The sequence below is a fragment of the Roseibium sp. SCP15 genome, assembly GCF_040329435.1.
In the GTDB taxonomy this organism is placed as follows: domain Bacteria; phylum Pseudomonadota; class Alphaproteobacteria; order Rhizobiales; family Stappiaceae; genus Roseibium.
Window position 1 is genome coordinate 871048 of the sequence record NZ_JBDZYI010000003.1, and the last position, 13797, is coordinate 884844.

12 protein-coding genes are annotated in these 13797 nt (G+C 57.6%); 6 read left to right on the forward strand and 6 right to left on the reverse strand.

The window, feature by feature from the left end; genetic code table 11:
- The 6 genes from soxA (at position 1) to ABLO27_RS18065 (ending at position 7260) form a co-directional block, all read left to right on the forward strand.
- Positions 1–858, forward strand: a complete 858-nt coding sequence (gene soxA / locus ABLO27_RS18040) for a sulfur oxidation c-type cytochrome SoxA (protein ID WP_353034429.1) — start codon at positions 1–3, stop codon at positions 856–858.
- Between the two features lie 174 nt (positions 859–1032).
- The gene (gene soxB / locus ABLO27_RS18045; RefSeq protein WP_353034431.1) at positions 1033–2727 is read left to right on the forward strand and encodes a thiosulfohydrolase SoxB; all 1695 of its coding nucleotides are present in this window, start codon (positions 1033–1035) and stop codon (positions 2725–2727) included.
- A 52-nt stretch (positions 2728–2779) separates the two neighbouring features.
- The gene (gene soxC, locus ABLO27_RS18050; protein WP_353034432.1) at positions 2780–4054 is read left to right on the forward strand and encodes a sulfite dehydrogenase; all 1275 of its coding nucleotides are present in this window, start codon (positions 2780–2782) and stop codon (positions 4052–4054) included.
- Positions 4038–5144, forward strand: a complete 1107-nt coding sequence (locus ABLO27_RS18055; RefSeq protein WP_353034433.1) for a c-type cytochrome — start codon at positions 4038–4040, stop codon at positions 5142–5144. Before soxC ends, ABLO27_RS18055 begins: the two co-directional genes overlap by 17 nt.
- Before the next feature lie 27 nt (positions 5145–5171).
- A complete protein-coding gene (locus ABLO27_RS18060; RefSeq protein WP_353034435.1) occupies positions 5172–5930 on the forward strand; it encodes a c-type cytochrome in 759 nt (252 codons plus the stop codon).
- Between the two features lie 52 nt (positions 5931–5982).
- Positions 5983–7260 (forward strand): NAD(P)/FAD-dependent oxidoreductase, encoded by a 1278-nt coding sequence (locus tag ABLO27_RS18065; protein WP_353034437.1) that lies wholly within the window; start codon positions 5983–5985, stop codon positions 7258–7260.
- A gap of 79 nt (positions 7261–7339) precedes the next feature.
- Here ABLO27_RS18065 and ABLO27_RS18070 read toward each other — a convergent pair whose 3' ends face one another.
- The 6 genes from ABLO27_RS18070 to ABLO27_RS18095 all read right to left on the reverse strand — a co-directional run bounded on the left by ABLO27_RS18070 (position 7340) and on the right by ABLO27_RS18095 (position 13599).
- Positions 7340–8752 (reverse strand): 3'-5' exonuclease, encoded by a 1413-nt coding sequence (locus ABLO27_RS18070; protein WP_353034438.1) that lies wholly within the window; start codon positions 8750–8752, stop codon positions 7340–7342.
- On the reverse strand, positions 8752–9273 hold the full coding sequence (locus ABLO27_RS18075) for a hypothetical protein (protein ID WP_353034439.1): 522 nt from the start codon (positions 9271–9273) through the stop codon (positions 8752–8754). The genes ABLO27_RS18070 and ABLO27_RS18075 overlap by 1 nt, the downstream gene beginning before the upstream one ends.
- Positions 9274–9333: 60 nt before the next feature.
- Complete coding sequence (locus tag ABLO27_RS18080; RefSeq protein ID WP_353034441.1) at positions 9334–11163, reverse strand: DUF294 nucleotidyltransferase-like domain-containing protein; 1830 nt, start codon at positions 11161–11163, stop codon at positions 9334–9336.
- 106 nt (positions 11164–11269) lie between these two features.
- Entirely contained in the window at positions 11270–13057 is a 1788-nt protein-coding gene (locus ABLO27_RS18085) for a sodium:solute symporter family protein (protein WP_353034443.1), read from the reverse strand.
- A 15-nt stretch (positions 13058–13072) separates the two neighbouring features.
- Entirely contained in the window at positions 13073–13333 is a 261-nt protein-coding gene (locus ABLO27_RS18090) for a DUF4212 domain-containing protein (RefSeq protein WP_353034445.1), read from the reverse strand.
- Positions 13334–13437: 104 nt separating this feature from the next.
- Positions 13438–13599 (reverse strand): hypothetical protein, encoded by a 162-nt coding sequence (locus tag ABLO27_RS18095; protein WP_353034446.1) that lies wholly within the window; start codon positions 13597–13599, stop codon positions 13438–13440.
- Positions 13600–13797 lie beyond the last annotated feature (198 nt).

A 13797-nucleotide genomic window follows, 5' to 3' on the forward strand; every position in this document is an offset into this window, starting at 1 on the left:
ATGAATAAAGTAGCCCGGCTTTCGGCGTTGGTAACCGGTGCAAGTGTGCTTGCGATTGCCGTCACGCAATCCGCCTTGTCCGGGGAAGACAGCGAGCTTGTTGTCGAAGACGTCAAGTTCGTAACCAAGACTGAGGCACCTGCCGACCATCCGTTGGATGAGATCATTTCAGGGTGGCGTTTCCGTTCGGATGAAACGCAGGCTCTGCAGATGGATGACTTCGACAATCCGGCATTCACATCCGTCGACTATGGCGAGGAGCTTTGGGAAACAGCCGAGGGAACCTCAGGCAAATCCTGTGCGACCTGTCACGGCGATGCTTCTGAAAGCATGAAAGGCGTCCGTGCTTCCATGCCCAAGTGGCATGAAGGCAAAGAGACACTGATGACCCTGGAAAACCACATCAACTGGTCCAGGCAGGAGCATCAAGGTGCCGAACCGTGGAAGTGGGAAAGCCCGGAAATGCTGGCGATGACGGCCTATATCGGCGTTCAATCGCGAGGTATGCCTGTTGAAGTGACCGTCGACGGGAATGCCGAAGACTGGTTCAAGAAAGGCGAGGAACTTTACTACACCCGGGTCGGTCAGCTCGACATGTCTTGCTCTAATTGCCACGAAGACAATTATGGCAACATGATCCGTGCCGATCATCTCAGTCAGGGTCAGATCAACGGATTCCCGACTTACCGACTCAAGTGGCAGGGTGTCGGTTCCATCCATCGGCGCTTCAAGGGTTGCATGAAGAATATTCGTGCAGTGCCGTTCAAGCCAGGCTCCGATGAATTCAAGGCACTGGAACTCTATCTCGCCTGGCGTGGCCAGGGGCTTTCCGTGGAAACCCCGTCTGTCCGCCAGTAAGTGCACAATCCGGTGCAGCGCACTTTGCTGCACCGGAGCAATTGGCCGCGCACGCGGCACACGACAACTCGTCCCCTGTTGAACGGGTCAGGAAGGTGCGCGGGCAGCTGCGTGCCAACGGGAAAAATATGCATGTGACCGGACAAGTCTCCGGTCGGCTTTGGAGTAAGCGGAATGTTCTCAAGACGTGAGTTCCTGATGGCAGCGACAGCAACAAGTGCGCTGCTTGGGTCGGGAATGGCTGGATCCTGGTCGCGCCTGATGGCGCAACAGGCGCTCACCGAAGATCAACTCTTGAGCATGGACCCCACGGGACAGCTCACCCTCATTCACATCACCGATATTCATGCCCAGCTGAAGCCGATCTATTTCCGCGAGCCTTCCATAAATCTGGGCATAGGCGACGTAAACGGCAAACCACCCCATGTCACCGGCGCCGACTTCCTGAAGCTTTACAATATCGAACCGGGCACGCCGGACGCATATGCCCTCACCTCCGAGGACTTTACCTCGCTGGCACAAACCTACGGCAAGATGGGCGGCATGGACCGGGTCGCTACCGTCATCAAACGGATTCGTTCAGAGCGCGGCGATGACAACGTCCTGCTGCTGGACGGCGGAGACACCTGGCAGGGAAGCTATACATCCAACGAGACGCTTGGCCAGGACATGGTCACGGTCATGAATGCTCTGCGGCCGGACGCCATGACCGGCCACTGGGAGTTCACCTATGGAACCGACAGGGTTCAGGAAATCATAGACGAACTGCCCTTCTCGTTCCTTGGCTCCAACATCTACGACAACGAATGGGATGAACCGGCATTCGAGGCCTGGAAGATGTTTGAGCGGGGCGGCGCCAAGGTTGCCGTGATCGGACAGGCATTCCCCTATACGCCGATCGCCAATCCCCGCTGGATGATCCCGGGCTGGTCCTTCGGCATCCGGGAAGAAGATATTGCAAAGCACGTCGAAGAAGCCAGAAGCGAAGGCGCCGACGTGGTCGTCCTCCTGTCCCACAACGGCTTCGACGTCGACCGGAAACTGGCGTCACGCGTCGACGGAATCGACGTCATTCTGGCCGGCCACACACATGACGCTCTGCCCGAGCCCGTCATCGTCAACGACACATTGGTCATCGCGTCCGGCTCCAACGGCAAGTTCGTAACGCGGCTGGATCTCGACATTCAGGACGGCAAGCTTGCTGGCTATTCTCACCGCCTGATCCCGATCTTTTCCGACATCATCACACCGGATGCGGACATGGCTGCGCTGATCGATGAAGTGCGTGCGCCGTATGAAAAGGACTTGTCGCGTGTGCTTGGCCGCACCGAGAGCCTGCTTTACCGCCGTGGCAATTTCAACGGGACATTCGATGACCTGATCTGCCAGGCTTTGCTGGAAGAGCGCGATGCCCAGATCGCGCTGTCTCCCGGTTTCAGGTGGGGAACTTCCCTGCTTCCCGGACAGGACATCACCTTCGAAGATCTGCACAACGCCTGCGCGATGACCTATCCGGCGGCCTACCGTTCCTCAATGAACGGACAAATGCTGAAGGACATCCTGGAGGATGTTGGCGACAACCTCTTCAACAAGGACCCCTATTACCAGCAAGGTGGCGACATGGTTCGTGTCGGCGGCATGGGCTACACGATCGATCCGAACAAGGACATCGGCGAGCGCATCTCCAATATGACACTGCTTGCGACCGGCGAAGCGATAGACCCTGCGAAGGACTACATCGTGACCGGCTGGGCATCGGTCAACGAAGACACCGAGGGGCCCGCGGTCGACGAAGTCGTCGAGGCGTATCTGACCAAAAACCCTGTCGTCAAGCTGCCGGACAACCAGTCCGTCAAATTGGCCGGCTGACCCTATTTTTCTTCAGAAAACTCCTGAGGACCCATCCCTGAGGATAAAATTCATGAGTGATACCAGGAAATCCAAATCACCGGACCTCTCACGGCGCTCCCTGCTGAAGGCAGGACTGGCAGCTGGTGCAGTGGCCGGCACTGCGGGCGCAGCACGCGCTGGCGGAGACCCTCTCATTACCGAGATACAGGACTGGAACCGGTATCTCGGTGACGGCGTGCAGTCCCGCCCATACGGCACGCCGTCGGAATTCGAGGCCCATGTCGTGCGCCGGGATGTGGAATGGCTGACTGCCTCAACCGAGAGCTCGGTCAATTTCACGCCCCTCCACGAACTCGACGGCATCATCACGCCCAACGGTCTGTGTTTCGAGCGCCACCACGGCGGCATCGCGGAAATCGACCCGGCCTCGCACCGCCTGATGATCAACGGCTTGGTGGACACACCGCTCGTCTTCACCATGGAAGACCTGAAGCGCTTTCCTCGCGAAAACAGGATCTATTTCCTGGAATGCGCGGCAAACTCCGGCATGGAATGGCGTGGTTCACAGCTCAATGGCTGTCAGTACACCCACGGCATGGTTCACTGTGTCATGTATACCGGTGTCCCGCTCAAGCTGCTGCTGGAAGAGGCCGGCATCAAGACCAGTGCCAAATGGATCATGCCGGAAGGCGCCGATGCGTCGGCCATGACGCGCTCCATCCCCCTGGAAAAGGCGCTCGACGACTGCCTCGTCGCCTTCAAGATGAACGGTGAAGCGCTTCGCCCCGAACAGGGGTATCCCCTTCGCCTGGTCGTGCCGGGTTGGGAAGGCAACATGTGGGTCAAGTGGCTGCGCCGCCTGGAAGTCGGAGACGAACCGTGGCACCAGCGTGAAGAAACCTCCAAATACACGGACCTCATGGAAACCGGGAAGGCACGGCGCTTTACCTGGGTCATGGATGCGAAATCTGTCATCACCACGCCCAGCCCGCAGGCTCCGGTTTCTCATGGCAAAGGCCCCTTGGTGATCTCCGGCGTTGCCTGGTCAGGCAATGGCCGTATCAAGCGTGTCGACGTGTCCATCGATGGCGGCCGCAACTGGAAGACCGCCCGTATTGATGGTCCGAGCCTTCCGAAAGCCCTGCATCGGTTCTACCTCGACATCGACTGGGATGGGTCGGATCTGCTGCTTCAGTCCCGTGCAATGGACGAGAACGGCTTCTACCAGCCCAGCAAGAACGAGTTGCGGGCTGCCCGTGGTGAAAACTCGATCTACCACAACAACGGCATCCAGACCTGGCATGTCAAAGCAGACGGAACGGTGGAAAATGTCGAAGTTTCTTAAATCCCTCAGCCTCTGCGCCGCTCTTGCCACATTGCCCCTCTTGTCAGGCTCCGCCCTGGCGGGAGACGTTGACAAGGGCAAAAAGGTCTTCAAGAAATGCGCCGCGTGTCATGCTGTCGGCGACAACGCAAAGAACAAGGTCGGCCCGCATCTGAATGATGTATTCGGGCGGTCGGCCGGGTCGATTGAAGGCTACAAGTATTCCAAGGCGATGATTGCTGCCGGAACCGATGGTCTTGTCTGGGAAGAGGACACTCTGACCACCTATCTCGAAAAACCGAAGGCAATGATCAAGGGCACGAAGATGGCCTTTGCAGGCCTGCGGAAGCAGAAAGACTTCGACAACATCCTCGCTTACCTGGCCACGTTCTCCAGCGAAGCACCCGCTCAAGAAGAGCAGAGCGCCACAGAACCCGCCGCAGATCCCGCCCAGACCACAGCCGCAACAACGGCAGCGCCCGTGTCCACCACGAGAGACGGCGGTGTCTTCGGTCTCGGCCGCAAGGCCACACCGGAAGAAATCGCTGCCTGGGACATTGACATTCGCCCTGATGGCCAGGGACTGCCGGTGGGATCCGGCACAGTCATGGACGGTGAGGTGCTCTACACGGACAACTGCGCGGTCTGTCACGGTGACTTTGGTGAAGGTGTCGGCCGCTGGCCGGTTCTCGCAGGCGGTCACGACACATTGACCGAAGAGCGTCCTGAAAAAACGATTGGATCCTATTGGCCATATCTTTCAACGGTTTATGACTACGTTCGCCGGGCCATGCCCTACGGCAATGCACGTTCGCTTACCGACGATGAAGTCTATGCCATCACCGCATATCTGCTTTACCTGAACGACGTTGTCGAGGATGAGGAATTCGAGCTGTCCAACGAGAACTTCCTCGACAAGCGGCTCCCCAACGAACAGAATTTTGTTGCGGACAGCCGCCCGGAAGAAGATCACTATGCAGAAAAGTCCGAGCCTTGCATGAGCGAGTGCAAGCCCGGACCGGTCGAAATCACCATGCGTGCCCGGATCCTGGACGTGACGCCGGGTTCGGTTGACGACGACGCAGCTGCAGGAGTTGGCGGGGTCGATTGATCACCAAGGGTTTCGGGAGGACCCGAATTGAAAAAGGACCGGCAGCGCAGGCGAATGCCTCCTCTCTTCGGAGGGGCTGAGAGGCTGAGGGGGGCCTTGCCGGTCCTTGCCCTGTGTGGAGCCGCTCTGACAGCCTCCCCTTCCCTTTCGCAGGAAGGTGATCCTCAAAAGGGCGAAAACCTATACAAGGACTGCAAATCCTGCCATCAGATCGGTGCAGGCGCTGCAAATCTTGTCGGCCCACATCTTGACGGACTGTTCGGACGTCAGGCAGGAGCAATCGATGGTTTCAAGTATTCCAGCGCGATGAAGAAGCTCGGACGGGAGGGACTTATCTGGAACGAGTTCACTCTTGATCAGTATCTCGCCAAACCTCGCGCCTATGTTCCAGGAACACGGATGTCCTACCTGGGCATGAAGAAGCATTCGGACCGCACCGACCTGATCGCCTATCTGAAAACCTTGTCTCAAGAACAGCCCGCTGCAGATCCGCAAACCGCACAGGTGGCACGGGCAGAGATCGGCTCTGTTGCCATGGGCCTGGATGGTGACGCCGAATACGGAGAGTATCTCTCCAGCGAATGCGTGACCTGCCACCAGGTTTCAGGTCGTGCGGACGGTATCCCCTCGATCGTTGGCTGGCCAAAGAACGCCTTCATCAGAGCGCTGTTCGAGTACAAGACCAATGTTCGAAGCCATCAGGTTATGCAGAACATGACGATCAACCTCGGAAACGAGGAAATCGCAGCACTTGCGGCTTATTTCGGATCATTGGATCCACAGTGAAGCGGACCTTTTGAAGGCCAGTCGATGTGCTGCAAACCCGGGAGGAAGGAAAATGCGGAAGTTTTCACGCCGGACCTTTGGACTGCTGGCCGGGGCCGGCGCCACCTCTTTGGCTCTGCCTCACTATGCCCGCGCGCAAGGTAAGCCCAGGGCCGTCGTCATCGGTGGAGGCGCCGGAGGCGCAACCGCCGCACGTTACATGGCCAAGGATGCCGGAGATGATCTGGACGTAACCCTGATCGAGGCAAACCCGGCTTACACGACTTGCTTCTTCTCCAACTTGTATCTCGGAGGCTTCAGAAGCTTCGATTCCATCACCCATGGCTACGACACACTGGCATCGAACTACGGCATTACAGTTGTAAACGGCAGGGCGGACGCCATCGACCGGGATGCGAAAGAAGTGGTGATGGCAGATGGCTCCAGGGTCCCCTATGACCGGCTCGTCGTCGCTCCCGGTATCGATCTCATTTACGACAGCGTGCCGGGCTATTCGGCAGAAGCGGCGGAAATCATGCCGCATTCGTGGAAAGCCGGTCCGCAGACGAAACTGCTCAAGACCAAGCTGGACGCGATCGAGAACGGACAGCAGATCGTCATGGTCACGCCACCCAATCCGTATCGCTGCCCACCGGGACCCTACGAACGTGTATCAATGATGGCGCATGTGCTGAAGGAAAAGGGACTTGGTGACAGCAAGATCGTCATCATCGACCCCAAGCCCAAATTCTCGAAGCAGGCGCTTTTCCAGGAGGGCTGGGAAAAGTACTACCCCGGAATGATCGAATGGTACGGTCCCGACGTCCATGGCGGCATCAAGGGGGTCAATCCAGCGACCGGCGAAGTTGAGACCGACTTCGATACTTTCAAGGGCGATCTGGTCAATGTCATTCCGGCTCAAAAGGCAGGCAACATTGCAAGCAAGACCGGCCTTGCCAACGACACCGGCTTCTGTCCGATTGACCCGAAATCCATGCGCTCGCAAATCGATGACAACATCTTTGTCATCGGTGATGCCTCGATTGCAGGCGACATGCCCAAATCCGGGTTCTCGGCAAACAGTCAGGCAAAGGTCGCGGCGATGGCCATCCGGGGCGACCTCATCGGGTCAAAGGTCTTTCCCGCAAAATACTCCAACACTTGCTGGAGCCTGATCGAGACCAATGACGGCGTGAAAGTCGGCGCCCAATATGCACCGACAGACGAAAAGATTGCCTCGACATCAAAGTTCATCAGTCAGACCGGGGAAGACGACGCCGTTCGTCAGGCGACATACGAAGAATCCGTCGGTTGGTACAAGGGTATTACGACCGATATATTCGGCGCATAACGCAAGTCATCATGGCCGCACAACCGCTGCGGCCATGGCATGCTGGCAAAGTGCTTTTCGGATGCCGGAAACGGCTTTGTCAATTGAGGTCTTTCAGCAACCTGCCGTGCTTGCGGGTTTCCTGAATGACTTCTCCAAAGGTTTCGAACCCTCTTGAAACAAGAACCGGCAGCATCTTGCAGAGCGCTTCTGCGGTCGCCTGCGCATCCCCAAGAGCCGTATGTCGCAGCTCTGGCGCAATGATGATACCGAGACGCTCGCACAAGGCGTCGAGGGTATGGACTTCGGTGTCACCGAACAGCACAGCCGACAACAGCACCGTGTCCAGGAGCGGATGATCCCAAAGCAACCCGGATGTCTTTTCGTGGCGATGGAGAAAGGCCATGTCGAAAGGGGCATTGTGAGCGACCAGAACGGAATCCCTCGCAAATTTGTGGAAGCTCGATACGGCTTCCGAAACAACCGGTGCTTCAGCAACCATCGCATCCGTGATGCCATGCACTTTGGTTGATGCTCGTGGAATTGCGCGTCCGGGATTAACGAGCTGGTCCACGTTTTCACCGGGCACAATCCGTCCCTTGACCACACGGACAGCTCCGATCTGAACGATTTCGTCCTTGTTTGGCATCAATCCCGTGGTTTCCGTGTCGAACACGACAAAACTCAGGCTTTGGAGTGGACGGTTTTCAATGGCATGTTCGGCTTCGTGTTCCGTCAAATCGAAATCGAAGATCAACGGACGCGCCGCCTCCGGTGCAATCCGCGCATGCGTGTCATCCACCAGGATCATGTAACCAGGTGTCTGGTGAAGTTTCTTCAGTCTCAGCTCAAAACTCAAACGCCCGCCTGTGGCGCACACTTCGACCACCACTTCCGTGCGTGTTTCTGAAAGCTGTTCAAGCCCCGCCTGCAAATCCGTCTCGTCGAAATAATCGAAAATCGAAGCGCTCAGGCGCGGCACGTGCACCTGCCCCAGAACATCGGCAGCCTGCCCGTCATAAAGCATGATCTGGTTTGTCGGGCTGACAAGGATGATCGCGACGGGGATTTCGGTCAGAAGAAGGGCAAGATGGGCTTTTTCGGCCACAATCCGCGAGGTCTCGGCTGCAACGATCTCATCCGTTCCGGAAGAAACCTTGGAGAGATGACCTGTGACGGCGTGAACCGCAGGAGCAAGGTCCCCCAGAAAACGTGTTTTGTGCATATCGATGGACGCTTTGACATCCGCATGCGCACATGTCCTGACCGTCGATGCGATGTGCTCGATCGGGCGTGCAACGTTCTCGTCGAGAAATCGCCACGCCCCGGTGGAAAGGGCCAGCACTCCGAAAAATGACAGGACACCAGCCAGCAGAAACCCTGAAGCGTGTCCGGTTTCAGCTGCTCTCAGGAAGCCGAAAAAGAGTGAGAAGCCAATCAGCAGGCAGCTCGCCGTGGCCAGACCACTGAACAGGAGGAAAAGGCGAAGCCTCAGGCTGAGCGTGGACAACATCAGCCAGCTCCACAAATCGTTGACACAAGCGGATCTCCCGCGGAAACGGCAATCCACTCCGCGCCATCCACTGCGCCATCGTTTTCAAACCGGATCCCGTCTGCCAGTGCGGCGCGCCTGTTGCCCGGGCAGTCGGCGAGGACCGGCAATTTGTTGACCGCAGACCACCGGCCGAAAAAATAGATCTCAGCGAGTTTGATACCAGGCTGATTGGGGTGGGAGCGAACAGTTGCCGTATCGACCGCGACAAACCGCTCTACGAAGGGCCAGACATAGGTCCAGGGGCGATAGAAGGCCTTGCTTTCAACAGTCTGGGCAACAACCACATCTTCCGGCAATGCCCCGCTGGTTCGCGAATACCAGCCATATTCGTTCGAGATCGTCACCAGGATCATTGCTGCTCCAGCAGCAACCGGAGCGAACCAGCGCGGCAGGCGTCCGCGCAACACCCTGTTCACCAGCATGACGGCACCTGCCGCGGCAATCCCTGCAACAAAGGTAGCGATCAGTTCGACAAACATTGCATTCCTCCATTTCGGGTCCGATCACTGCTCCCCCGGTGGATCGGAGCCCGAATGTAATTAGCTCAACATGCCCCGCCCGTGGCCGACTGCCGACTGCATGGTCTTGACGACAACAAAGGCATCCCGAAGGTGACTGCGTTCAAAGTCCGAAAGAACCGAGGGCTGCAGAAAATTGTCCGGTGCGGCACCCTGTTTGACCAGACTGGCCTGATGCAACAACCGGGTCTCGGCGATCAGATCGTAGGCATCCAGAAGATCACCTGCTCCCGACTGGCTGAGCTGCCCGCTGGCTCTCGCCTCGACCAGACGCGCCCTGGTGTTCACCGCTCCGATCTGTCCGCGCAACGCATAGATGCGGGCAAGATCGACAACCGGCACGACGCCATTGAGTTTCATATCAAGCGCATGCTTGTGCTCGCCGGACCGTATTGTCGCCAGACCGCGCAAGAGGTTCAGCGGCGGAGTATGCTTCAGCGAATTGCTGATCATATGCGCAACGAAAATCGAATTCTCGCTCGACGCTTTTAATGTTTCGTGCTGCAAGTTCTCAAAAAGAGCCGTGTGGCCTCCGATCGGCCGCAGGTCGAACATGACCGAACTCAGCATCTGCGCTTCGGGGTCTGGATTGCGGATCCATCCATCGAAATAGCCTTTCCAGACCCGGATGGGCTGGCACCAGCGCGGGTTCGTCGCCATCATGTCACCGGGACAATAGACATAGCCGCATGTGTTGAGCCCATCGCAAACGAACCTGGCAAGATCCGCGAAGTAACCGTCCCGGTCAGCGTCGCTGACACTGTCGTGCAGAAAAAGGCAATTGTCCTGATCGCTTACGCCGGTCTGTTCCTGTCTTCCTTGAGACCCACAGGCCAGCCACAGATAGGGGACTGGCGGAGGTCCCAGCTTTTCCTCTGCCAGCGCCAGCAGACGGCGGGTGGCCGTATCCGCAATGTCCGTGATCAGACGGGTGACGACTTCATGCCGGCTGCCACCGGCAACGAGTTGAACCAGCAACCCGGAAATGCCGGCTGTGCCCTTCGCCATTTCGTCAGCGTTTGCAGCCTCGGCAATCTCACTGACCAGATTGGCCGAACTCACGGCCTGGAACCGGGTCAGGTCAGTCTGCGTGATCATGCCAACCAGCTGTTTTCCCTCGACGATGGGCACATGCCCGATACGGCGCTCCATCATCAGATGCAGAATGTCAGAGCCGATGGCCGAAGGTGCCAGGGTGATCGGATCCGCGGTCATGATCCTCGAAACGGTTGTTTCGACCGGAAGACCTTCCGCAAGGATCTTGCCTGACAGGTCACGCGTCGTGACGATCCCCCTCAGCGTTTCATCCGCGTCTGTGACACAGAGTGAGGATACGTGCTTGTCGCGCATCTTGCGCGCAGCATCCTGCACGCTTGTTTCCGGTTGGCAGGTAAGCGGATTTGCCGCCATCAGCGTTTCTGCCCTGCTCGTCGCCAGACCGCTGTTCGACGCCTGGGGCTTGCGTGCCCGATCAAAGAACCTGGCAAAAGCCTTGTGCTCGGCAATCAGGGCATGAAAAATTTCAGGCGGCAGAACCAAAAAGATCGAGGTTTCATCGGCCCTTGCGGACGTCACCGCTATGCCGTCACGCATTAGACCTCGTTCGCCAAACGAGTTCCGTGGGCTCAGATGACTGACAACGACATTGTTTTCGTCACGCACTTCGACGGCACCGTCATAGATGATGAAGAGACCGGGCAGCTTCTCCCCATGCTCATACACGCTGCGGCCACCGACCACTTTGCGAATATCGAATTGCTGGGCAAGCGATCTGGCCGCATCTTCCGGCAAGGAATCATACGGGTGCAATGAATTGAGAAAGCGTAGAATTTCGTCAGTTTCGAGAGACATGGCTTGGGCCTAAATCGTAAAGCAAAAATGTCCCGCCCGGCACAAACCGGGCAGGACAGGATCGGAAAAAGTCGGGCAGCTGTGTTACAGCCGCCCGCTACAGGTATCAGTGATCCTGTGCTGCACCGGCGCCACGCGGGATGCGCACGCTTGCAACCAGATCCTTGATCGCCTGCGGGGTTTCCTTGGTCATACCCGCAACAATGTAGGCCACCGTGAAGTTGATCGCAGCACCAATCGCACCGAACGACGTCGACTTGACCGGACCAAGCAGAGGATCTGCATCGGTGAAGCTGTTGGTGCCCGGGATGAAGAACCATCCCTTGTGCAGGAAGATGTAGACCAGGGTCACAACCAGGCCGGCGAGCATTCCGGCAACCGCGCCGGTGTTGTTGATGCGGGTCGAGAAGATCCCCATCATCAGCGCCGGGAAGATTGACGCCGCTGCCAGGCCGAAGGCAAGGGCCACCGTCTGTGCCGCAAATCCTGGGGGATTCAGTCCAAGATAGGTTGCGACCATGATGGCGACCGCCATGGCAATTCGCGCCGACAGCAACTCTCCACGTTCCGAAATCCCGGGATTGATGGCTCCCTTGATAAGGTCGTGACTGACGGCTGACGAAATCGCAAGCAGCAGTCCCGCGGCCGTGGACAACGCGGCGGCAAGACCACCGGCGGCCACCAGACCGATCACCCAGCTGGGCAGGTTGGCGATTTCCGGATTGGCCAGAACCAGGATGTCCCGGTTGAACTTGGTCAGCTCGTTGCCGACCCAGCCCTTGTCTTCGGCCAAAGTCTGCATCTCGGCGTTTTTGTCGTTGTAGTACTGGATCTTGCCGTCATGGTTTTTGTCTTCCCAGTCCAGAAGACCGGTTTTCTTCCATGTCTGCATCCAGTCGTAACGCTGGTCGTTGTCGATCTGCTCCAGGGTCACGGCGCCGCCGTTGATCCCGCCATTCGGCCACATCATTTCGGTGATGTTCAGGCGAGCCATCGCACCCACAGCCGGAGCCGTCAGGTAAAGCAGCGCGATGAAGACCAGTGCCCAGCCGGCAGACCAGCGTGCATCTGACACTTTCGGCACGGTGAAGAAGCGCATGATCACGTGCGGCAGGCCCGCGGTACCGATCATCAGCGACAGGGTGAAGAGCACCATGTTGAACGTATTCGAATGATGCGCCGTATAGGAATTGAACCCGAGTTCCGTCACCACCTGGTTCAGCTTTGCCAGCAGAGGTTCGCCGCTGGAAACATCATTGCCGAACAGGCCAAGTGCCGGGATCGTGTTTCCTGTCAGCTGAAGCGAGATGAAGATTGCCGGAATGGTGTAGGCGGTGATCAGCACCACATACTGCGCCACCTGGGTATAGGTAACGCCCTTCATGCCGCCGAACACTGCATAGGCAAACACCACGCAGGCCCCGATCAGAAGACCAGCCGTGTTGCTGACCTCCAGGAAGCGGCCGAAGGCAACGCCGACGCCGGTCATCTGGCCGATCACGTAGGTGGTGGAAGCAACGATCAGGCAGACAACCGCCACGATACGTGCAGTCTGGCTATAGAAACGGTCACCGATGAACTCCGATACCGTGAACTTGCCGAACTTGCGCAGATAAGGCGCAAGCAGCAGTGCCAGCAGCACGTAGCCACCGGTCCAGCCCATCAGGAATGAGCTGTTGTCATATCCTGTGAAGGCGATCAGACCCGCCATGGAGATGAAGGATGCCGCAGACATCCAGTCGGCGGCGGTCGCCATGCCGTTGGTGACCGGGTGCACGCCGCGGCCAGCTGCATAGAATTCCGAAGTCGAGCCCGCGCGGGCCCAGATTGCGATGCCGATGTAGAGCGCGAAAGAGCCGCCCACAAACAGCAGATTGATAGTAAACTGATCCATCTGTCCCCGACGTCCTTATTCTTCGTCCACACCGTGCTCGCGATCGAGCCTGTTCATTCGCCAGGCGTAAAAGAAGATGATCGCCAGGAAGACCAGGATTGACCCTTGCTGGGCGAACCAGAAGCCCAGATCGGTGCCACCGACCGGGATGCCGCTCAGCAACGGGCGCAGCAGGATGCCGAACCCGAATGAGACCAGCGCCCAGATCACCAGGCTGACCACAATGATGCGCATATTGGCTGACCAATACGCGTTGTTGGATGAGTTATCGGACATGTCGGCTCCTCCACTTAGTCCGGTTTGCCCCTAGGCCGTGCCTCTTCCACGCCCCCGGTCGTTTTGCCCTCAACAGCCGCTCCGGCTTTCACATTCCCAATGGCTCATTCAGCGCAATTCGCGTTTGATCTTGCGGTGCCAAGCGGCGTCGGCATGTCAGGATCCAGGCGCACCCGGCGGCGAATAGCGCTGTCAGAAAGGATCTGAGGCAGGACAACACGCGGCTGCCGTGCAAAAGCAGGCAGAAAACGGTTGATCCTGGCCATTGGTCAAAGTCCTTACTGTTCTTGAACCGATGGATGAAACAGGCCTCAAACGGTTACTTCATCATCCCGGAACGTATAGTTGGGCTACATTGAAGTTCATCAGAACTCTGGCCGGGACATTACCAACACATTAAACATATTCAAGACTACTAACGGAGTAATATACTTAGGTATGACTATACTTAGGTTCAGATACCT